Source organism: Enterobacter sp. MGH 37 (genome assembly GCF_000534515.1).
Classification (GTDB): Bacteria; Pseudomonadota; Gammaproteobacteria; order Enterobacterales; family Enterobacteriaceae; genus Enterobacter; species Enterobacter kobei.
On sequence record NZ_KI973206.1, the window covers coordinates 1678874 to 1700473 of the forward strand.

A 21600-nucleotide genomic window follows, 5' to 3' on the forward strand; every position below is an offset into this window, starting at 1 on the left:
GGAGGGGCAAATGCGCGCGTATTGTATGAGATTGCGCATTAGCGCCGGGTGACCTGCTTCTGGTAGCGCACGGGCGTAATGCCGTAGCGGCGGGTAAATGCCCGGGTCAAATGTGACTGGTCGGTCAGCCCGGTCGCCGCAGCGACCTCAGCTGCGGGCATGCCATGGGTGAGGAACGCTTTGGCGCGCCACAGGCGGATAGCCATCAGCATCTGGTGCGGCGTAACGTGGAAATGGGCTTTGAACTGGCGCTGAAAATGATACGGACTGAGCGAAACGACGTTGGCCAGCTCATCCAGCGTCAGGGAGTGCATATAGTTGTCATGCAGATACTCACGCACACGTTCGAAGCGGTGCGCACCTTCCTGAACCACCGGCGCGTGATGGGCCAGGGGCTGAAAGGTCTCAATCAGATCCAGCAATAATCCTTTTTGCGCCAGCGGATCGTCCGTATGCCACAGGCCATAGATGAGCCTGCCGATTTGCTGCGAGCGCTGGGGGTCAAAACGGGTCACCTCGCTGAACCACCAGTGCCGGAGGCCGGTTACCTCTTCCAGCAGGTCAGGTTCGATGTAAACCATCCGGTAGCGCCAGCCGCCTTCGGTGGCGGATTCCCCGGTGTGGATCTCGTCCGGGTTCATGGTAACGACGGATTTCTCCGGCGCGAGGTGCTGGGTACCGCGATAGCGAAAACGTTCGGCACCGGTTTCAATCGTGCCGATCCCGAAGGCTTCATGGGTGTGAGGCTCAAAGGCGTAGCGGGAAATATGCGCGTGATAGAGTTCGATGCCCGGCACCTGCGCCAGATGGCGAAAGCGCGCGCTGTCTCTCTCATCAATGAACTGTTCCGGTACGCCTTGCACGTTGAGCCTCCTCGTGGTCATCGCTTCATTATCAGAGATGACCCGAGGGGATGCCACAAAAAATAACCAATCTGTAACAATTACAGAATGGCTTTAATGCTCTCCGCCAGCGGCGTGGTCGGGCGGCCGATCAGTGTGCTCAGGGTATGGCTGTCGTCAAACAGGCCGCCTTTGGATGCACCCACGTCGGAGTCCGCGAGCATATCCGCCAGCCCCGCAGGCAGACCCACCCCCTTCAGCGCGGCGGCAAAATCGGCTTCGCTGAGATTCTGATAGGTCACCGGCTTCCCGCTCTGTTTGCTGAGTTCAGCCGCCAGCTCGCTCAGCGTCCAGCCGTGGTCGCCAGCCAGTTCATATACCTTGCCAGCATGACCCTCTTCAGCGATCACTTTGGCTGCGGCGGCGGCGTAGTCTGCACGGGTGGCAGAGGCAATTTTGCCTTCGCCTGCCGCACCTATAAACACGCCATGCTCAATCGCCGGTGGCGCGCTTGCCAGATAGTTTTCGGTATACCAGCCATTGCGCAGCAGGGCATAAGGAATGCCGGACGCCGCCAGCGCTTTCTCCGTCTCGACGTGTTCAACGTGCAGGCCCAGCGGGGAGCGATCCGCATGCAGCAGGCTGGTGTAGGCGATGAATTTCACGCCAGCGGCTTTGGCGGCGTTAATGACGTTCTGATGTTGGGTTGCACGCTGGCCGACTTCGCTGGAGGAGATCAGCAGCAGCTTATGCACGCCGCTCAGCGCGGCGGTGAAGGCGGCTTCGTTCGTGTAATCCGCCTGACGAACTACAATTCCCTGCTGGCTTAAGGCGTCGGCTTTCGCCGGGTTACGGACAATGGCGACAATCTCGTTTGCCGGAACCGTTTTCAGCAGTTCTTCAATAACGTATTGGCCAAGCTGGCCGGTAGCGCCGGTAATCGCAATCATGATGAATCTCCTTCGTGTTTGTCTGGTGTTATGGCACACTAGCACCATAGCTAACTTTTAGTAAGTACGTACAAAAAGGTAAGTATGAAAACAACGATACCGACACTCAGCGAACAAATGCGCGATGGCAACCTCTTTGCGGAACAGTGTCCTTCCCGGGAGGTGCTCAAACACGTTACCAGCCGCTGGGGCGTGCTGATTCTGCTGGCCCTGCGTCAGGGAACGCATCGCTTCAGCGATCTGCGCCGCAAAATGGGCGGGGTAAGCGAAAAGATGCTGTCCCAGTCGCTTCAGGCGCTGGAGCAGGACGGGTTTGTCGATCGCGTGTCATATCCGGTTGTGCCGCCGCACGTAGAGTATAGCCTGACGCCGATGGGGATTGAGGTCAGTGAGAAAGTGGCTGCGCTGGCGGACTGGATTGAGGTGAATACGCCGAAGGTGATGGCGAATCGGGACGATCGGGCGGCGTGACATGCCGGGTGGCGGCTTCGCCTTACCCGGCCTACCCGATCTCGTAGGTCGGGTAAGCGAAGCGCCACCCGACACAATCACCGCGACTTGCTTAGGTCAACCTGATAAATCGCGAAGCCAATATCATCGGTCGCCACCTTCTTCATCGGATACTGCGCCTTATCCTTAATGAACGCGGCGGCCTTATCGGACGGTGACGTTTCAAAGCGGATATCCAGTTTCGTATCGCTGTGGATCGGTGCCAGGCGCCAGTTGTTATCCACGGCCGGGTGAATTTCGCCCGCCTTCTTCGACTCAGCACTGATCCACGCCGCCAGTACCGAGCGGTTTTCGTCCGGTGAAGCAAAGGCGATGTGGTTATCTCCCGTACCGGCAAACTTACCGCCATAGGCGCGGTAGTTATTGGTTACCACCAGGAAGGTGGCATTCGGATCGATCGCCTTACCGTTGAAGGTCAGGTTTTTGATGCGCTCGGCCTGCGGGTTAATGGCCTGGCACTCGCCGTCATATTTCGCGGGTTGGGTAACGTCAATCTGATAATTCACGCCATCGATCACGTCAAAGTTATAGGTTCGGAAGCCATCCCAGTTAATCAGCGACTGCGGTTTACTGCTCTTCGGATCGATCTGGTTAAACTGTCCGGCAGAGCACTCCAGCCATTCCTTCACTTCTTTACCCGTCGCTTTCACCACCACCAGCGTGTTCGGATAGAGATAGAGATCGGCGGCGTTACGGAACGTCAGCTGGCCTTTCTCAACTTCGACATAGCTTGCCGGGTCGTTCTTACGCCCGCCAACTTTGAATGGCGCAGCGGCAGACAGCACCGGCAGTTTTGCCAGATCCGGATCGCCCTGAACAAAGTGTTCGGCATAGGCCTTCTGCGCCATGTTGACGACCTGAACGGTTGGGTCATCCTGCACCAGCGCCAGGAAGCTATACATATTATCGGCGGATTGGCCGATCGGCTTGCTGACGAATTCGCGGGTGGCGTCGTGATCGTGCTTCAGCACGTCGACCAGTTTTTTATCTTCAGCGGCCAGTGATTTTTTAGCCGCAGCGTCGTAAATCGGACGCGCCTCTGCTTTTGACTGAGTGACCTTCCAGCTGCCGCCGTCGTTATTGAGTACCAGATCCACCACCCCAAGGTGGTCGCCCCACATGCCCGGCATCACCGATGGCACGCCATTGAGCGTCCCTTTCTCGATGTCTGCGCCCTTAATGCTGGCAAAGTCCTTACCCGGGAAGACCGCGTGGGCGTGGCCGAACAGGATCGCATCGACGCCCGGGACTTCACTCAGATAATAAACGGAGTTTTCCGCCATGGCCTGATACGGGTCGGCGGAGAGTCCCGAGTGCGCAACCACCACCACCAGATCGGCCCCTTTTTCGCGCATTTCCGGCACGTATTTGCGCGCAGTTTCGGTAATATCGTTAACGGTCACTTTACCGTCGAGGTTGGCTTTATCCCAGGTCATGATTTGCGGCGGCACGAAGCCGATATAGCCGATTTTAAGCGTCTGTTTTTTACCGTCCCGATCGACAACCTCGGTCTCTTTAATCAGATAGGGGGTAAAGAGCGGCTTCTGCGTCTTAACGTCGATGATGTTGGCGTTAACGTAGGGGAATTTTGCGCCAGCCAGCGCATCGTGCAGGTACTTCAGGCCGTAGTTAAATTCGTGGTTGCCCAGGTTGCCGACGGCATAATCCAGCGTATTCATCGCCTTATAAACGGGATGGATCTCGCCTTTCTTTAGCCCCTTCGCGGCCATGTAATCCCCGAGTGGACTACCCTGAATAAGATCGCCGTTGTCCACCAGCACGCTATTTTTCACTTCACCGCGCGCGGCATCGATCAAACTTGCCGTGCGGACCAGACCGAATTTTTCGGTAGGGGTATCTTTGTAGTAATCGAAGTCCATTATGTTGCTGTGCAGATCGGTCGTTTCCAGAATACGCAGATCTACCGTCGCCGCCTGCACGCTCGCTGCAATCAGCGTCGCCAGAAGCGTTGCACTAAACTTAATCATCAGAGGAGTCCTTTTTTCGATCCATGCCACAAAAGAGTATGTATCTATAGCGTGTTGCTTACAGAAATGTGAATCCTGACAGAAAAAAGCGTACTGAAACCGGAATTGCTTCACAGATAGCGGAATTGTTCACATTACGATATAACTAAAACAATGAGTTAACCTCACTGCGTTAACAAAGAGGTGGAGAATGCTAGATAAAATTTGTCAACTCGCACGGGATGCGGGGGATGCCATCATGCAAGTGTATGACGGTGCAAAACCGATGGAGGTCGTCAGTAAAGCGGACGACTCCCCGGTCACGGCGGCGGATATCGCTGCGCATAAGGTCATTATGAACGGTTTACAGGCGCTGACGCCGGACATCCCCGTTCTGTCTGAAGAAGCGCCGCAGAGCTGGGATGAACGCCAGCACTGGCAGCGCTACTGGCTGGTCGATCCGCTGGACGGTACCAAAGAGTTCATCAAGCGCAACGGGGAGTTCACCGTTAATATCGCCCTGATTGAAAAGGGAAAGGCGGTGCTCGGCGTGGTTTACGCCCCGGTGATGAAGGTGATGTACAGCGCGGCGGAAGGTAAAGCCTGGAAGGAGGAGTGCGGCGTTCGTAAGCAGATCCAGGTGCGCGATGCGCGCCCACCGCTGGTGGTGATTAGCCGCTCGCACAGCGACAGTGAACTGCAGGAGTACCTGCAGCAGCTGGGGGAACACCAGACGACGTCGATTGGTTCATCGCTGAAATTCTGCCTGGTGGCGGAAGGACAGGCGCAGCTTTATCCGCGCTTTGGGCCGACTAACGTCTGGGATACGGCGGCAGGGCACGCGGTTGCTGCGGCCGCCGGGGCGCATGTTCATGACTGGCAGGGCAAGCCGCTGGACTATACCCCGCGTGAATCCTTCCTCAACCCCGGCTTCCGCGTCTCGATTTATTGAGCCAACAGCTTGTGCAGCAGGGCGACGACCTGCTGCACCTCTTCCTGGGTCAACGCGCCGTCTTTCACCCACTGGACGCGACCTTCCTTATCCAGCACGATAATCGCGGAACTCTCTTCCTCCAGCTGCCAGGCCTTACGGGTGACTCCGTTGCTGTCGACGATAAACTGCGACCACGGATAGAGCTTCTTATTACTCTCAAGGCTTGAACGCACAAACATCCCGGAGCCGGGAATCGCGTCATCGGTGTTCACAATCGTGGTGGTCTGGTAGCGATCGTGCGGGAATTTTGCGGCCTTGATCGCTTCCACCAGGTTGGCATTTTTCTCTTTTGCAGATGTACGACCGGCAATATGTTGTACAACTCTCACTTTGCCTGCGAGCTGCGCGCTATTCCAAGCTTTATAGCTAAACTTATCATTGTCGAGAATCAATTCTCCCCGGTCAGCAATGCCGACTGGCGGGACACGTTGTCCTTTTTCAATGTTGTGAGCGCAAGCCCACAGGGGCAGCAGCAGACAAGCTGCTGCAAGGATGTTACGTAGGGTCATGGCGTTTCCTTATTGTTTGCAGGTGATCCGACCACTTGGTCTTACGCTTTTAATGATAAGTGCGATCAATGTGGTTTTCCCGCAATCCCAATGCCAGTTTGCGGGTGAACGCACATATCCATGAAAAAACGACGGCTTATACTGCTCTCAGTCACGCTTTGCAAAGATTATTCTGAATAATTGTAATCAAACGGTAAATAAACTTATGCACACTGGGTAACACCGTAGTTCTGGTCTATAGTCATTGGGCATCAAAATTTGCGCTCAGGACAGTCGGGCTGATTGTGGCACCGCAAGAGCGTATGATTCGCAGGAGATACAAGAATGAAAATTTTCCAACGCTACAACCCGCTTCAAGTGGCGAAGTACGTGAAGATCCTGTTCCGTGGACGGTTGTACATCAAGGATGTTGGCGCTTTTGAATTTGATAAGGGCAAGATCCTTATCCCAAAAGTGAAGGACAAACAGCACCTGTCTGTGATGTCCGAAGTCAACCGTCAGGTTATGCGTCTGCAAACTGAGATGGCTTAACCAACGTGCTATGCAGTAGTTAAAAAGACGGCTCCCAATGGGAGCCGTTGATGTATATGGGTCTTACGCCGACACCTTATCTTCTGCGTCAGGCATCCGCGGCACCAGCACGGTCGGTTTGTTGTCGATGCGCGTCACCAGCAGCTGGTCGATGCGGTAGTTATCAATGTCCACCACCTCAAACTTGTAGCCGGAGAACTTCACCGAATCGGTACGTTTCGGGATTTTGCGCAGCATAAACATCATAAAGCCGCCGATGGTTTCGTAATTACCGGACTGCGGGAACTCGTCGATGTCCAGCACGCGCATGACGTCTTCAATCGGTGTACCGCCATCAATCAGCCACGAGTTATCGTCACGCTGAACAATCTGCTCCTCCAGCCCCTGGCCCACCAGGTCGCCCATCAGCGTGGTCATCACGTCGTTCAGCGTAATGATCCCCACCACCAGCGCGTATTCGTTCATGATGACGGCGAAGTCTTCCCCGGCGGTTTTGAAACTTTCCAGCGCTTCCGAGAGCGTCAGGGTGTCTGGCACGATCAGGGTGTTGCGGATCTGCACGCCGCTGTTGAGCGCCAGGCTCTGGTTTGCCAGCACGCGGTTGAGCAGGTCTTTGGAGTCGACGTAACCGATGATGTGGTCGATATCTTCATTACAGACCAGGAACTTAGAGTGCGGATGCTGTGCCACTTTGTTCTTCAGGCTCTGCTCATCCTCATGCAAATCGAACCAGATAATGCTTTCACGGCCCGTCATGGAAGAGGGCACGGTACGGGATTCCAGTTCGAATACGTTCTCAATGAGTTCGTGTTCCTGCTTACGCAGCACCCCGGCCAGCGCGCCAGCTTCCACCACCGCATAGATGTCGTCAGAGGTGATGTCGTCTTTACGCACCATGGGCAGCTTGAAGATGCGGAAAATCACGTTTGCCAGGCCGTTGAAGAACCATACCAGCGGACGGAACACGAACAGGCAGAAGCGCATCGGGTTGATGATACGCAAAGCCACAGCTTCTGGCGCAATCATACCGATGCGTTTCGGGGTCAGGTCAGCGAAGAGGATGAACATGCCGGTAACCAGCGTGAAGGAGAGAATAAAGCTCAACTGCTCGGCCAGTTCGGCGGACATGTACTGCACAAACAGGCTGTAAAACGCCGGCGAAAACGCTGCATCGCCCACGATACCGCCGAGAATGGCGACCGCGTTCAGGCCAATCTGCACCACGGTGAAGAAGGTGCCGGGGTTCTCCTGCATTTTGAGAATGCGGGAGGCGTTGATGTTGCCTTCATCAGCAAGCAGCTTCAGTTTGATTTTACGGGAGGCGGCCAGCGAAATCTCCGATATCGAGAAAAATGCACTGACGGCAATCAGACAAAGTATTACTAAAATACTGTTTAACATAGTTTATCCGGCTTCTCGCCAGATCCTCAGAAGGGGAATTGATACCATTTGTGTGAAAACACGTAGAACGTCAGCCCGTAGCGTTGAGCTGATTATTTCAGCGGGTAGTATAGCGTAAAGAGATGTAAATCTGCCAGAGGTCACATTTTGGCATAAAAACAGACCGGACAGTGGAGTGCTGACCGGTCTGTGCGGTTATTTCACGGGAGATAAATGGGCGCTTCCCACCGTCTGTCGTGTGGCGTCGCCTCCCCACACCTGGTCATACTCGTATCCGGTTAACTGCTTGATGATCACCCGAGTCCTGGCGTCGCAGTCGCGGTAATCTCCGCCCAGTTTCCGTCGGGCAATCTCCTTGAGGAGCAACTTATGCGTCTCGCGGGTGAGCTTAAACTTGTAGGTAGTGAAGAAACTCACCGCCAGAAGCGCCGCGGTGGCAAAAATCATCAGGCCGATAATGGCCCCCAGCGCGCTTTCCGGTTGTGCGCCACTGCCTTTCACGAAACCGGACTCCTGCAGCACCAGACCAATAATCATGATGGCAATAGCCACGGTACTTTTGCGGGTCAGGACCATCACACCGGCAAAAATCCCTTCGCGTCGCTGCTGCGTCACCATCTCGTCGATATCCGGAATGAAGCTGTAGATATTCCACGGAATGTAGTAAAGGCCGGAGCGGGCGGCACCCAGCAAGATAAAGACCGCCGAGAACAGCAGCGTCGGCACCTGCGTTTCGGTAAGGTAGACCGTAAACAGGAATACCAGCACGCAGAAAATACAGCCGTAGGAGAGGCGGAGCGCGGCGGAAGGAGTCACATTCAGCCGGTTCAGCAACAGCATAAACCCGTATGTGCCCGGCACCGAGGCGAAGGCCGCAATGCTCAGCCAGCCAGATACCGCTGCCGCATCCTGGCTCAGGCAATACACGACATAATAGGTAAAGACCGAACCGAATACGTCCATCGCCGTAAACGAAAAGATATAAATAATGATATGCAGCCGGAACGCGCGAATGCGGAATGAAGAAAAGAGATCCAGAACCAGATATTTCAGGTGATTGAGTATCCCGCTGCTGCGCTGGTTATCCACTTTAAAATCGGACTCTTGCTGCACATCTTTGGCTTCCCAGGTGGTGTACCAGGTAATAAATACCGCAATGCAAAATACGCAGGAAAATATCAGCCCGGTAAGGGTATAGGTAAACGGATTATCTTTACCCGTGAACTGCATAATGACGCCGGGGACGGAAACCGCAAGAAACCCCCCGAGCTGAGAGCAGATCATGCGCACGCCGGAAAGGCGGCTACGCTCTTCATAGCGGTTTGTCATTTCCGCTGCCAGCGTTTCCCACGGGACCAGCACCATCGCCGACAGCAGTTCAATCGAGAGATAGGTGCCCAGATAGTACCAGTAGCCCATGTCCGTCATCCACAGCAGGGCATACAAAAACATGAGCGGTGAGCTGAGTAATAAAAAGAAGCGGCGGCGGCCAAATTTACGTCCGAGCCAGGTATCACCGAAATTATCGGTGACGTATCCCATAATGGGGCTGAGGAGTGCGTCAATAACGCGGGCAATGGCGAATATTGAACCCGCTTCAATCACTGAGAGTCCGCAATAGGTGGTGTAAAAAAAGAGCAGCCAGGTGCCGATAATGGCAAAAGCGCCCCCGCCAAACAGATCGGTTACGCCGTAGCCAAGCGCTACGCCGTAACCAACTCTACGTTCAGTTGGTTTGACCATAATAATATCCAGTGTAGGGTAATGATTAACCTGTGTTTCAGGTCGTTTTTTTATTTACTGCTGGACGACACATTACGTTCTAATTATTGATATCTATCCATTTTCTTAATTGAGATGAGCGATAAAGGGCCTCCACAAGGGTGAGTGATTTCCCGGCAGCATGGATATCGGTGTAGTCCGTTTCCGGGTGATGAATGGCATGATAAAAACGGCGGATCGCCTGCTGGTGTCCCAGCCCCCAGTAGCTTTTGACCGAGCCGTCAGGAGAATCATCGGTTGCCAGCTTGCGACGTTCGCCCGGGGTAATGCGCCAGAGCACATTGTCATTGAGCAGCAGCGAACCCCGTTCGCAATGGATCTCAAGCCAGAGGGGGGAATCCGTGGTATTGCAGTTGCTGGCATAAAACAGGCCACGCGCGCCGTTAGCAAAGTGCAGCGTCGCCATTGCGCTGTCCTCCCCTTCGGTTACGTCCGCCAGCTCACCGCTCTCCACCACGCCTTTCAGGCGCGTGACCCCGCCAGCGAACCACTGCATCAGGTCGAGGGTATGGATCGCCTGGTTGATCAGCAGACTGCCGCCTTCCGTTGCCAGCCGTCCACGCCACGGACTTTCGGTGTAATAGGCGCCCGACCGCGACCACGTCAGCACCGCTTTCATGCCGAGCATCTTCCCCAGCCCGCCCTCGCTTAACTCCTGTCGGATGCGCAGGCTGGTGGGATTGAGCCGGTTCTGATAGCAAACGCCGAGCAGGCCCGGCGCCTGCTCGACTGCCTGGACGATATCGCCGAATTCACTGCTGTTCATCCCCACCGGTTTTTCGCAGAACACATGCTTCCCGGCGGCGAGCGCCGCCAGAATCATACGTTTATGCTCGAAATGCGGCGTACAGATATGGACCACGTCGATGGCATCATCCAGCAGCATTTCCTGGTAATCCTGATAAAAACGGCACTGATAGGCCATCGCCAGCGTCAGTCCTTTAACGCTGTCGATATCCACCAGCGCGCGCAGCGCGACGTTGGGGATCTGGCGTAATGCATTCACATGGCAGCGGTGAATCGCGCCGGCACCGATAACCGCTGTGTTCAGGATCGTCATCGTTGCCTCCCGTTATGCCGTCGCGTTGGCCAGCATCTGAGCCTTTACGCAAAGCTCCGCCGCCTTGAAGGCGTGCGCCTGCGTCATGGCGTTTTCGGTCCGGTGCAGGCAGTCGAGGATCAGTTCACCAAAGAACGGGAACCCGACCTGCCCGGCGACGGGATAACGGAATTCTCCCTCCTTGTTCACCAGGTAAACCACATCCTGCTCGCCGCGGGTTAAATCGACATATTTGCGGATTTCGATATAGCCTTCGGTGCCGAGCAGGGTCAGACGACCGTCGCCCCACGTTGACAGCCCGTCTGGCGTAAACCAGTCGCAGCGGAAATAGCCGCTGGCACCGTTTTCCCCTTTCAGCATCGCGTCGCCGAAATCTTCGAAGGCGGGATACTGCGGGTGTTTAACGTTGCGAACCTGGCTTGCCACCACCGAGGCGTCGCTGTTGCCGGTATAAAAAAGGAACTGCTCAATCTGATGGCTCCCGATATCGCAGAGAATGCCGCCGAAGTCGCGACGATCGTAGAACCACTCCGGACGACCGGTCCCTTCCCGGTGCGGACCGGTTCCCAGGGTTTGCACGACGCGGCCAATCGCGCCCTGCTGCACCAGTTGTCCGGCAAAGACCGCGCTCTCTACGTGCAGACGCTCGCTGTAATACACCGCGTATTTCTTCCCGGTTTGCGCCACCATTGCTTTGGCATCGGCCAGCTGTTCAAGGGTGGTGAGCGGCGCTTTATCCGTGAAATAGTCCTTACCTGCGGCCATCGCTTTCAGCCCCAGCGCACAGCGCCCGGACGGGATGGCCGCACCCGCCACCAGGCGCACCTCGTCGTCGTTGAGTATCACGTCCAGCGACGCCGCCACGTGGGCCTGCGGATATTGCTGGATGAATTTATCCACTTTCGCCGGGTCGGGGTCGTACACCCATTTCAGCGTGGCGCCGGCTTCAATCAGGCCGTTGCACATGCCGTAAATATGACCGTGGTCGAGTGCGGCAGCGGCAAAAACAAATTCACCTTCCCGGACAACCGGCTGCGGTTTACCTACCGGGGCGTAGTTCATTCCGTCTTTCTTGTTCATGATGACATTCCTCGATCCAGATCTTTTCCCAGGGGGATGGCACCGACTTCGCTGAAGTTGGCCACGCTTGCGGACTTCTCATAAAAACGGGGGGCGAGGGCGTTCGTCCCGCCGGTACGGTAAAACGGGTCATCGCGCTGAATCGGCAGCGGGACGACGGTGCGGGTAATGGCTGATTTATAAATTGCGGTAATCAGTTCGAGGGAACGCTTGCCCTGCAGGCCATCCACTAACGGTGCCGTGCCGTGCTCAATGGCATAAAGCAGGTCGTTAATCTGCCCGTTGTGTAGCGTCCATTCGAGTTTGCGGGTGTCGTGAAAAACCGCGTTGAGTTGCGCTTCTCGCGGCAGATCGTGGCTTTCCTGTGGGAAGCCGTTATCGGCGCTGACGCTGGCAAAGGCCTGCCACGGCGCGGAGATACGCGCTTTATCGCCCTGAATGATGATTTTCTGATCTTCCCCGTGGTGCACCACCGAGGCGGTAAGCTGCGTGAGCGCGCCGTTCGGGTATTTGAAGATCGCGGCGCTGAGGTCTTCCACCTCGGCATTGTCGTGCGCCACGTTGGTCATCATTGCCACGACCTCCGACGGGAAGCCGAGCATCCACTGGATGGCGTCGATATGATGTACCGCGTGGTTAAGCGTGCAGCCACCTCCCTCTTTTTCCCAGGTGCCACGCCACCATAGGTCGTAATAGCAGTGTCCGCGCCACCAGAACGAATCCACCTGCGCATGGCAGATTTTTCCCGCGAGGCCGGAATCCAGTGCGGCTTTTAAGCGCCAGAAAGCATCGGTAAAGCGGTTCTGAGCGATGATGGAGAGCGTTTTACCGCTGGCCTGCTGTGCGGCGATCATCGCGTCGCACTCTTCCAGCGAGGCGGCCATCGGTTTTTCGCACAGCACATGGCACCCCGCGCGCAGGGCATCAATGCTGATCTCCGCGTGAACATAGGGCGGCGTACAGACATCGACGATGTCCACATCGGGCTCTGACGCCAGCATCTGCTGGTGGCTTGCGTACACGCGGGCATCCGTCAGGCCGTAGCGTGCTTTTTTCTCGTGGGCTTTTTCCGGGTAGATATCGACCAGCGCGACGATCCGGCAACGCTGACCAAACTGCAAATAGCCCTGAATATGGTTATGCGAGATATTCCCTGTTCCCACGATAGCGACATTTAACATCGTGTTTCTCCGCTGTTACCAGGTGCCAGAGGCGTCCAGCGTGATGCTGGCGGTCTCTTTAGCTACTGAGGTGCTAATACGCTGCTGAAGCAGGCGCAGATACTGTTTCTCGTTGAGCGGCAGGTCGACCCAGTCGTCTGTCCAGGTGGAGAGGTGCATGGCGTTGGAAAGCGTAAGCCCGCGGATCCCTTCCAGACCCGGTGCAATCAGCGGCTCGCCGCGCAAAATGGCGGCAGAGAAATTGGCGGTAATAACGTGATGTTCGCTGCATTCCGGGGCGACGGGGATGGAGACCTCCCAGCATTCGGGTTCACCAAAACCGTTTTGCCAGCGGGCATTGAAGGCGGTTTCGGATTCACGTAACCGCCAGTAGCGCAGTTTCCCCTCTTCGACGACCACCTTGCCGCGGTCGCCAACGATTTCCAGGCGGTTGGTCCCCGGTGTTTCCGCGACGGTAGTGATAAACACGCCCGTCGCGCCATTGGCGTACTCCGCATAGGCGGTGACCTCGTCTTCCACTTCGATATCGCGATGTTTGCCGAACTGGCAAAACGCGCGCAGACGGACCGGCATTCCGACCAGCCACTGCCAGAGATCGAGCTGATGCGGATCCTGGTTGAGCAAGACGCCGCCACCTTCCCCTTTCCAGGTGGCGCGCCAGCCGCCGGAGTTGTAGTAGCTCTGCGAGCGATACCAGTTGGTGATGATCCAGTTGGAGCGGCGGATCTCGCCCAGCTCGCCGCTGTCGATAAGGTCTTTTACCTTCTGATAAAGCGGGTTCGGGCGCTGGTTGTACATGATGCCAAACACCACGTCGCACTCCCGGGCGCAGGCGTTCATCTCCTGCACCTGCGCCGTGTATACCCCCGCCGGTTTTTCACACAGGGTATGAATGCCGTTGCGCATCGCCAGCATCGACAGGCGCGGATGCTCGTAGTGCGGCGTCGCGACAATCACCGCGTCGATAAGCCCGCTCTGGATCATCTCCTGGGCGTCACTGAACACGGGGAGATTGCCGACCAGCTGGCGAATGGCCGGGTGCTTTTCCGGTGCATTATCGCAAACCGCCGCCAGGCACGCGTCGCTGACCGTACCCGCCAGTAAATAGCGCGCGTGGACCGTGCCGATATTACCTATTCCAATAATGCCAAAACGTACCTTATCCATGTCACACCTTAATTTCTGTTGAAAAGAAGTGATGACCGGAAAATAGGAAAGGCGAGCCGCAGCGACAATGTGTTTTTGTGAGAATACTCGCAAGGTGATTAAGTAATCTCCAGGCTTTCTGAAATTTGGTTTTAAAATCAAAAGGCTGTTTCTGCAAATATTTGCAAAAACTGAATGAGAGCGAGGTCACACTATGCCGGGCAGGTTAAAAATGGAGGAGATTGCGGCCCTGACGGGCTATTCCGTCAGTACGGTATCTCGGGTATTAAGCGGCAAATCGTATACCAGCGATAAAGCCCGGGAGGCGATCGTTCGTACTGCCAGAGAATTAGGCGTACTGGAGTCCATGGCGAGCGGCAGACTGTTAATTAACGGTATCGCTGTTTTTGCGCCAGAAAGAACCTTTCAGGGACGCGGCGATATTTTTTATCTGGAAGTCACAAAAGGGATTACTGAAGCCTGCGCGCGACACAATGTGTGGGTGAGCTGCTGTGGATTAGAAGAACAGCACGCCGACGTGAAATTATTTATGGAAAAGGCCAGCCAGAAGAATATTAACGCGATAATTATTATTGGGACTGATGATTCCACCATATTTAAACTGGCGAGCACGTTAAATAAGCCCTGCGTGTTAATTAATTCCGTTGACCGGGATCGGGAGCTGGATGCCGTGTCACCCGATCACCGGGCGATTGGGTTTACCGCCATGCAGTATCTTTTTGAGCAGGGACATCGGCGTGTGCTCACGCTCACCTGCCTGCGGCGAGAAACGCTTTACGCGCGTCTGGACGGCATTAAAGAGGCGTACCGCCATTTTCACGTGGGCTTTGATCCCCAGCGTGATTTGCTCGTGACGGAGTGGTTTACCGCCGAAGAGGCTGAGCGGGCTCTGGATGCGTGGCTGATGAGCCATGATAGATCGCAGTGGCCGGAGGTGATTTTCCCGAACAGCACCAGCATGGTGGAAGGGGTGGTCAGGGCGTTAACCCGACACGGGCTGCGCGTTCCGGAAGATATTTCACTGATAACGACCGATTTTGCATGGAACCTGGCGCACCGTCTGGAAAAACCGGTCACGGGCGTGACGGTGCCCTGTCGGGAGCTGGGGATTGAAGCCGTTCACCTGCTGCAAACGCGGCTTAACCGACCGCAGGCGCCGGTCTTTAACCTGCTGTTGCAGGGAAAAGTGATGGATTACGGCTCGGTCTGTAATGCAACGCGCCACGCGGCTCGCGTGGCGCTGGAACGGTGATCAGGCCAGTTGAGGCGGCAGGCAGATGCCGATGCCTCCGATACCGCAGTAGCCGTATGGGTTTTTGTGCAGGTACTGCTGATGATCGTCCTCGGCATAGTAGAACGGTTTCGCGGTGGTGATTTCGGTTGTCACGTCACGCGTATCGCCCGCTTCCCGCATGGCCTGCTGGAAACGCTCAAGGCTGGCGCGGGCGGCAGCATCCTGCTCAGGCGTGAGCGGATAAATGGCCGAGCGGTACTGTGTGCCGTGGTCGTTGCCCTGACGCATACCCTGCGCCGGATCGTGGTTTTCCCAGAAAACCTGCAGAAGCTGCTCGTAGCGAATCACCGCAGGGTCGTACACCACGCGAACCGCTTCCGCATGGCCGGTCTCGCCGGAGCAGACTTCGCGGTAGGTTGGGTTAGGCGTGTAGCCGCCGGTGTAGCCAGCAGCGGTGCTGTATACGCCGGGCAGCTGCCAGAAGAGGCGCTCAACGCCCCAGAAGCAGCCCATGGCGAACAGGGCGATCTCCATTCCATCCGGCACGTTAGTCATCGAATGGCCATTCACGGCGTGTAAAGTTGCCACTGGCATAGGGGTGTTGCGTCCCGGTAATGCATCAGCTTGTGAAACCAGATGCTTTTTGTCGAATAAACTCACGATGGGGCCTCCCGGGGTGCGATGTTTCGGTTAAGGTTGTCACGACGCGTTTAATTGAACACAATAAATGCGCTGAATGAGTCTAGATTTAATCATAAGAAATATTTGGGTGTTACACCCATTTTCAACCCGTGATGTGGGTTTTTGGCTAACAGGCCGTATTTTGCCGCGGAGCGGCACTGCATTTGCTTCCAGGGTGGAAACAGGGATATTCAGGAGAAAACGTGACAAAAATCCGCCAGTTATGTTTGGTCAGTGTGTTGCTGACAAGCGGGGTTGCCAGCGCGGCGAATGTCCGTTTGCAGGTTGAGGGGCTTTCCGGAGCGCTGGAAAAAAACGTGCGTGCGCAGCTGTCGACCATCGAGAGTGATGAGGTGACGCCGGACCGGCGTTTTCGCGCGCGCGTGGATGACGCGATCCGTGAAGGGCTGAAAGCGCTGGGTTATTACGAACCCACCATTGATTTCGATCTCCGTCCGCCGCCAAAGAAGGGGCGTCAGGTGCTTATTGCCCGCGTCTCGGCGGGGGAGCCGGTACGGATTGGCGGCACGAACGTCGTCCTGCGCGGCGGGGCGCGTACCGACCGGGATTACCTGGATCTGCTCAGCACGCGGCCGAAGATCGGCACCGTGCTTAACCATGGCGATTACGACCATTTCAAAAAAGAGCTGACGAGCGTTTCCCTGCGTAAGGGCTACTTTGACAGCCAGTTCAACAAAAGCCAGCTGGGCATCGCGCTGGCGCGACGCCAGGCCTTCTGGGACATCGACTACGACAGCGGGGAGCGCTACCGCTTTGGCGACGTGACGTTTGAAGGTTCGCAAATTCGTGAAGAGTACCTGCAAAACCTCGTGCCGTTTAAAAAAGGCGATTACTACCAGTCGAGCGACCTGGCGGAGCTAAACCGTCGTCTCTCCGCCACCGGCTGGTTTAACTCGGTGGTTGTCGCGCCGGAATTTGATAAGTCTCGCAAAACCAAGGTGTTGCCGCTGCATGGCGTTGTCTCGCCGCGCACCGAGAACACCATTGAGACCGGTGTTGGCTATTCGACCGACGTCGGCCCGCGCGTGAAGGCCACCTGGAAAAAGCCGTGGATGAACTCATACGGCCACAGCCTGACGACCAGCGCCAGTATCTCTGCACCGGAGCAGCAGCTTGATTTCAGCTATAAAATGCCGCTGCTGAAAAATCCGCTTGAGCAGTACTATCTGGTCCAGGGGGGCTTTAAGCGCACCGACCTGAACGATACAGAGTCCGATTCCACCACGCTTGCGGTATCCCGCTACTGGGATCTCTCCAGCGGCTGGCAGCGCGCCATTAACCTGCGCTGGAGCCTGGACCACTTTACCCAGGCCAACGTCACCAACACCACCATGCTGCTCTATCCTGGGGTGATGATCAGCCGCACCCGCTCGCGCGGCGGCCTGATGCCAACCTGGGGGGATTCCCAGCGTTACTCCATCGATTACTCCAACACGATGTGGGGTTCTGACGTGGATTTCTCGGTGATTCAGGCGCAAAACGTCTGGATCCGCACGCTGTATGACAAACACCGCTTTGTCATGCGCGGCAACCTCGGCTGGATTGAAACCGGCGATTTCGACAAAGTCCCGCCGGACCTGCGTTTCTTCGCCGGGGGCGACCGCAGCATCCGCGGCTACAAATACAAATCTATCGCGCCTAAAGACGATGACGGCAAGCTGATCGGGGCCTCCAAGCTGGCCACTGGCTCGCTGGAGTACCAGTACAACGTCAGCGGAAAATGGTGGGGTGCCATGTTCGTTGATGGCGGCGAGGCGGTGAGCGATATCCGCCGCAGCGACTTTAAAACTGGCGCAGGTGTAGGCGTGCGCTGGCAGTCACCGGTCGGGCCCATCAAGCTTGATTTCGCCGTTCCGGTCGGCGACAAAGAAGAACATGGATTACAGTTTTACATCGGTCTGGGGCCTGAATTATGAGTTTATGGAAGAAAATAAGCCTCGGGGTGCTGATTTTTATCGTGCTGCTGCTCGGTACGGTGGCGTTTCTGGTGGGGACGACGACCGGGCTGCATCTGCTGTTTAACGCGGCGAACCGCTGGGTGCCGGGGCTGGAGATAGGTCAGGTGACCGGCGGCTGGCGCGACCTGCGTCTGAAGAACATCCGCTATGAGCAGCCGGGCGTGGCGGTAAATGCCGGGGAATTTCACCTCGCGGTGAAGCTGGGCTGTCTGCGTGACAGCAAGCTGTGCGTTAATGATCTGTCGCTAAAAGACGTTAACGTGGCGATAGATTCGAAGAAAATGCCTCCGTCTGCGCCGGTGGAAGAAGAGGATAGCGGCCCGCTGAATCTCTCCACGCCGTACCCGATTGCGCTCTATCGGGTGGCGCTCGATAACGTCAATATTAAAATCGACGACACCACCGTTTCCGTCATGGATTTCACCTCCGGCCTGCGCTGGCAGGAGAAAAACCTGACCCTGACGCCAACCTCACTGCAGGGCTTGCTGATCGCGCTGCCGAAAGTGGCCGAGGTGGCGCAGGAAGAGATCGTCGAGCCGAAGATCCAGAATCCGCAGCCGGAAGAAAAGCCGCTGGGTGAAACGCTAAAGGATCTCTTCTCGAAGCCTGTTCTGCCGGAAATGACTGACGTTCATCTGCCGCTGAACCTCAATATTGAGGAGTTCAAAGGTGAGCAGCTACGCCTGACCGGCGATACCGACCTGACCGTCTACAACATGCTGCTGAAAGTCAGCAGCATTGACGGCAACATGAAGCTCGACGCGCTGGATATCGACACCAACCAGGGGTCGGTGAATGCGTCTGGTAACGCCCTGCTGCGCGACAACTGGCCGGTGGATATCACGCTGAACAGCGCGCTCAACATCGACCCGCTGAAGGGCGAAAAAGTGAAGGTCAAAGTGGGTGGGGCGCTGCGCGATAAGCTGGACGTCGGGGTCAATCTCTCCGGCCCGGTGGACATGGTTCTGCGCGCGCAGACTCAGCTGGCGGAAGCCGGGCTGCCGCTCAATCTTGAGGTCGTCAGCAAGCAGCTTTACTGGCCGTTTACCGGCGAAAAACAGTTCCAGGCCGATGACCTGAAGCTGAAGCTGAGCGGCAAGATGACTGACTACACGCTCTCGTTCCACACGGCGGTGAAGGGACAGGGCGTACCGCCCGCGAACATCACGCTGGATGCGAAGGGCAACGAACAGCAGGTCAACCTCGACAAGCTGACCGTCGCGGCGCTGGAAGGGAAAACGGAGCTGACCGCGCTGCTCGACTGGCAGCAGGCGATCAGCTGGCGGGGCGAACTGAAGCTGACGGGTATCAACACCGCCAAAGAGGTGCCGGACTGGCCGTCGAAGCTGGACGGGCTGATCAAAACGCGCGGTAGCCTGTACGGCGGTACGTGGCAGATGGACGTGCCGGAGATCAAGCTCACCGGTAACGTCAAGCAGAACAAGGTGAATGTTGAAGGCTCGGTGAAAGGCAACAGCTACCTGCAGTGGGTGATCCCGGGTCTGCACGTCGCGCTGGGGCGCAACACGGCGGATATCAAAGGCGAGCTGGGGGTAAAAGATCTCAATCTTGATGCCACCATCGACGCGCCGAACCTGGATAACGCCCTGCCGGGCCTGGGCGGAACGGCGAAAGGGTTAGTGAAAGTGCGCGGTACGGTCGACGCGCCACAGCTCCTTGCGGATATCACCGCCAATAATCTGCGCTGGCAGGAACTGAGCGTTGCTCGCGTCCGCGTGGAAGGAGATGTGAAATCCACCGATCAGATCGGCGGTAACCTGAACCTGCGCGTGGAGCGCATTTCTCAGCCGGACGTGAACATTAACCTGGTCACCCTGGACGCCAAAGGGAACGAAAAACAGCATGACCTCCAGCTACGCGTGCAGGGTGAGCCGGTTTCCGGGCAGCTTCACCTGACCGGCAGCTTCGACCGCAAAGCGGAGCGCTGGAAAGGGACGCTGGACAATACCCGTTTCAACACGCCGGTGGGGCCGCTGGCGTTGTCACGTTCTCTCTCGCTGGACTACCGTAATGCTGAACAAAAGATCGCTATTGGGCCGCACTGCTGGATCAACCCGAATGCAGAGCTGTGCGTGCCGCAGACCATCGATGCGGGCGCGGCAGGGCACGCGCAGGTAAACCTCAACCGCTTTGATCTGGCGATGCTGAAACCGTTTATGCCGGACACCACGCAGGCCAGCGGCGTCTTCAGCGGGAAAGCCGATGTCGCCTGGGATACGACCAAAGAGGGGCTGCCGCAGGGTAGCGTCACGCTTTCGGGCCGTAACGTGAAGGTGACGCAGGAGGTGAATGATGCGTCGCTCCCGGTGGCATTCGATACCCTCAACCTGAGCGCAGACCTGCATAACAACCGTGCTGAGCTGGGGTGGCTGATCCGTCTTACTAACAACGGTCAGCTTGACGGACAGGTACAAATTACCGATCCGCAAGGACGGCGTAATCTGGGCGGCAACGTCAATATCCGTAACTTCAACCTGGCGATGGTGAACCCGATATTCGCCCGCGGGGAGAAAGCCGAGGGTATGCTGAACGCCAACCTGCGTCTGGGCGGCAACGCGCAAAGCCCGCAGCTATTCGGTCAGATGCGCCTCAGCGGCGTGGACATCGACGGCAACTTTATGCCGTTTGATATGCAGCCCAGCCAGATTGCGATGAACTTCAACGGCATGAGCTCGACCCTGAGCGGTTCGGTGTTAACGCAGCAGGGGCAAATCAACCTGAGCGGTGACGCGGACTGGAGCCAGCTCGATAACTGGCGTGCCCGCATCGCGGCCAAAGGCAGCAAGGTGCGCATTACCGTACCGCCAATGGTGCGCCTGGATGTCTCGCCGGATGTGGTCTTTGAGGCGACGCCAAGCCTCTTCACCCTGGACGGGCGCGTCGACGTGCCGTGGGCGCGTATTGTGGTTCACGAGGTTCCGGAAAGCGCCGTCGGTGTCTCAAGTGATGAAGTTATGCTCAATGAAAATCTGAAACCTGTCGAACAGAAGAGCGCTGGCATACCGATTAATAGTAACCTTATCGTACACGTGGGGAATAACGTGCGGTTGGATGCGTTTGGGCTGAAGGCGAGGCTCACGGGCGATCTGAAAGTGGCCCAGGATAAACAAGGGCTTGGCCTGAACGGGCAGATCAATATTCCTGAAGGGCGTTTCCATGCCTATGGTCAGGATCTGATTGTGCGTAAGGGCGAGCTGCTGTTCTCCGGTCCACCGGATCAGCCTCTGTTGAACATCGAAGCGATTCGTAACCCTGAAGCGACGGAAAACGACGTCATTGCAGGCGTACGCGTCACCGGCTCTGCCGACGAACCGAAGGCGGAGATCTTCTCTGACCCGGCGATGTCGCAGCAGGAAGCCCTCTCTTACCTGCTGCGTGGACAGGGTCTGGACAGCGGTCAGAGCGACAGTGCGGCGATGACCTCAATGTTAGTCGGCCTGGGGGTTGCACAAAGTGGGCAGGTTGTGGGTAAAATCGGCGAGACGTTCGGCGTAAGCAATCTGGCGCTGGACACCCAGGGCGTGGGTGACTCCTCGCAGGTGGTGGTCAGTGGCTATGTACTGCCGGGTCTGCAGGTAAAATACGGTGTGGGGATCTTTGACTCACTGGCAACACTCACGCTACGCTATCGCCTGATGCCTAAGCTATATCTGGAAGCAGTGTCCGGCGTAGACCAGGCACTTGATCTGCTCTATCAGTTTGAGTTTTAGC

At 56.6% G+C, this 21600-nt stretch carries 17 protein-coding genes; 6 read left to right on the forward strand and 11 right to left on the reverse strand.

Going from position 1 to position 21600, the window contains the following annotated elements; genetic code table 11:
• Positions 1-38: 38 nt before the first annotated feature.
• Together L383_RS03350 and L383_RS03345 are read right to left on the reverse strand one after the other, a co-directional pair.
• Positions 39-863 carry an AraC family transcriptional regulator gene (locus tag L383_RS03350; protein WP_023331867.1) on the reverse strand — a complete coding sequence of 275 codons (825 nt, stop codon included), beginning with the start codon at positions 861-863 and terminating at the stop codon, positions 39-41.
• Between the two features lie 80 nt (positions 864-943).
• Entirely contained in the window at positions 944-1792 is an 849-nt protein-coding gene (locus tag L383_RS03345; protein ID WP_023331868.1) for an SDR family oxidoreductase, read from the reverse strand.
• A gap of 84 nt (positions 1793-1876) precedes the next feature.
• Here L383_RS03345 and L383_RS03340 point away from each other — a divergent pair, with 84 nt between their 5' ends.
• The gene (locus L383_RS03340) at positions 1877-2263 is read left to right on the forward strand and encodes a winged helix-turn-helix transcriptional regulator (protein ID WP_023331869.1); all 387 of its coding nucleotides are present in this window, start codon (positions 1877-1879) and stop codon (positions 2261-2263) included.
• 77 nt (positions 2264-2340) lie between these two features.
• Here L383_RS03340 and L383_RS03335 read toward each other — a convergent pair whose 3' ends face one another.
• Positions 2341-4290, reverse strand: a complete 1950-nt coding sequence (locus L383_RS03335) for a bifunctional 2',3'-cyclic-nucleotide 2'-phosphodiesterase/3'-nucleotidase (protein ID WP_023331870.1) — start codon at positions 4288-4290, stop codon at positions 2341-2343.
• A gap of 190 nt (positions 4291-4480) precedes the next feature.
• Between L383_RS03335 and cysQ the strand changes: the two genes are divergently transcribed.
• On the forward strand, positions 4481-5221 hold the full coding sequence (cysQ, locus tag L383_RS03330) for a 3'(2'),5'-bisphosphate nucleotidase CysQ (protein ID WP_014882255.1): 741 nt from the start codon (positions 4481-4483) through the stop codon (positions 5219-5221).
• Here the strand turns inward: cysQ and L383_RS03325 are convergent.
• Entirely contained in the window at positions 5215-5772 is a 558-nt protein-coding gene (locus L383_RS03325; RefSeq protein ID WP_014882256.1) for a YtfJ family protein, read from the reverse strand. The two genes, cysQ and L383_RS03325, sit on opposite strands and share 7 nt — an antisense overlap.
• Before the next feature lie 324 nt (positions 5773-6096).
• Between L383_RS03325 and L383_RS03320 the strand changes: the two genes are divergently transcribed.
• Positions 6097-6303: a DUF1107 domain-containing protein gene (locus tag L383_RS03320; protein ID WP_003856054.1), complete on the forward strand. Its 207-nt coding sequence runs from the start codon at positions 6097-6099 to the stop codon at positions 6301-6303.
• Between the two features lie 63 nt (positions 6304-6366).
• On the opposite strand, the gene L383_RS03315 is transcribed toward L383_RS03320, so the two are convergent.
• The 6 genes from L383_RS03315 to L383_RS03290 all read right to left on the reverse strand — a co-directional run bounded on the left by L383_RS03315 (position 6367) and on the right by L383_RS03290 (position 13974).
• Positions 6367-7704, reverse strand: coding sequence for a polyamine export protein PaeA (locus L383_RS03315; protein ID WP_014882257.1), 1338 nt, complete (start codon positions 7702-7704; stop codon positions 6367-6369).
• A 195-nt stretch (positions 7705-7899) separates the two neighbouring features.
• On the reverse strand, positions 7900-9447 hold the full coding sequence (locus L383_RS03310) for an MFS transporter (RefSeq protein ID WP_014882258.1): 1548 nt from the start codon (positions 9445-9447) through the stop codon (positions 7900-7902).
• 79 nt (positions 9448-9526) lie between these two features.
• Positions 9527-10546 (reverse strand): Gfo/Idh/MocA family protein, encoded by a 1020-nt coding sequence (locus tag L383_RS03305; protein WP_023331871.1) that lies wholly within the window; start codon positions 10544-10546, stop codon positions 9527-9529.
• Positions 10547-10558: 12 nt separating this feature from the next.
• A complete protein-coding gene (locus tag L383_RS03300) occupies positions 10559-11626 on the reverse strand; it encodes a Gfo/Idh/MocA family protein (RefSeq protein ID WP_014882260.1) in 1068 nt (355 codons plus the stop codon).
• Positions 11623-12807, reverse strand: coding sequence for a Gfo/Idh/MocA family protein (locus L383_RS03295; RefSeq protein WP_014882261.1), 1185 nt, complete (start codon positions 12805-12807; stop codon positions 11623-11625). The genes L383_RS03300 and L383_RS03295 overlap by 4 nt, the downstream gene beginning before the upstream one ends.
• Before the next feature lie 15 nt (positions 12808-12822).
• Positions 12823-13974, reverse strand: coding sequence for a Gfo/Idh/MocA family protein (locus L383_RS03290; protein WP_023331872.1), 1152 nt, complete (start codon positions 13972-13974; stop codon positions 12823-12825).
• 193 nt (positions 13975-14167) lie between these two features.
• Between L383_RS03290 and L383_RS03285 the strand changes: the two genes are divergently transcribed.
• Positions 14168-15226, forward strand: coding sequence for a LacI family DNA-binding transcriptional regulator (locus tag L383_RS03285; RefSeq protein WP_023331873.1), 1059 nt, complete (start codon positions 14168-14170; stop codon positions 15224-15226).
• On the opposite strand, the gene msrA is transcribed toward L383_RS03285, so the two are convergent.
• Positions 15227-15868, reverse strand: a complete 642-nt coding sequence (msrA, locus tag L383_RS03280) for a peptide-methionine (S)-S-oxide reductase MsrA (RefSeq protein ID WP_023331874.1) — start codon at positions 15866-15868, stop codon at positions 15227-15229.
• Between the two features lie 224 nt (positions 15869-16092).
• Between msrA and tamA the strand changes: the two genes are divergently transcribed.
• Both tamA and tamB read left to right on the forward strand, forming a co-directional pair.
• Positions 16093-17826, forward strand: coding sequence for an autotransporter assembly complex protein TamA (gene tamA / locus L383_RS03275; RefSeq protein WP_014882265.1), 1734 nt, complete (start codon positions 16093-16095; stop codon positions 17824-17826).
• On the forward strand, positions 17823-21599 hold the full coding sequence (tamB, locus tag L383_RS03270; RefSeq protein ID WP_023331875.1) for an autotransporter assembly complex protein TamB: 3777 nt from the start codon (positions 17823-17825) through the stop codon (positions 21597-21599). The genes tamA and tamB overlap by 4 nt, the downstream gene beginning before the upstream one ends.
• The last annotated feature ends 1 nt before the right edge of the window (position 21600 follow it).

Coding starts and splice junctions, on each gene's coding strand:
- L383_RS03345 (WP_023331868.1), bottom strand. CDS start 1,792: ATGATTGCGATTACCGGCGCTACCGGCCAGCTTGGCCAATACGTTATT.
- L383_RS03340 (WP_023331869.1), top strand. CDS start 1,877: ATGAAAACAACGATACCGACACTCAGCGAACAAATGCGCGATGGCAAC.
- L383_RS03335 (WP_023331870.1), bottom strand. CDS start 4,290: ATGATTAAGTTTAGTGCAACGCTTCTGGCGACGCTGATTGCAGCGAGC.
- cysQ (WP_014882255.1), top strand. CDS start 4,481: ATGCTAGATAAAATTTGTCAACTCGCACGGGATGCGGGGGATGCCATC.
- L383_RS03325 (WP_014882256.1), bottom strand. CDS start 5,772: ATGACCCTACGTAACATCCTTGCAGCAGCTTGTCTGCTGCTGCCCCTG.
- L383_RS03320 (WP_003856054.1), top strand. CDS start 6,097: ATGAAAATTTTCCAACGCTACAACCCGCTTCAAGTGGCGAAGTACGTG.
- L383_RS03315 (WP_014882257.1), bottom strand. CDS start 7,704: ATGTTAAACAGTATTTTAGTAATACTTTGTCTGATTGCCGTCAGTGCA.
- L383_RS03310 (WP_014882258.1), bottom strand. CDS start 9,447: ATGGTCAAACCAACTGAACGTAGAGTTGGTTACGGCGTAGCGCTTGGC.
- L383_RS03305 (WP_023331871.1), bottom strand. CDS start 10,546: ATGACGATCCTGAACACAGCGGTTATCGGTGCCGGCGCGATTCACCGC.
- L383_RS03300 (WP_014882260.1), bottom strand. CDS start 11,626: ATGAACAAGAAAGACGGAATGAACTACGCCCCGGTAGGTAAACCGCAG.
- L383_RS03295 (WP_014882261.1), bottom strand. CDS start 12,807: ATGTTAAATGTCGCTATCGTGGGAACAGGGAATATCTCGCATAACCAT.
- L383_RS03290 (WP_023331872.1), bottom strand. CDS start 13,974: ATGGATAAGGTACGTTTTGGCATTATTGGAATAGGTAATATCGGCACG.
- L383_RS03285 (WP_023331873.1), top strand. CDS start 14,168: ATGCCGGGCAGGTTAAAAATGGAGGAGATTGCGGCCCTGACGGGCTAT.
- tamB (WP_023331875.1), top strand. CDS start 17,823: ATGAGTTTATGGAAGAAAATAAGCCTCGGGGTGCTGATTTTTATCGTG.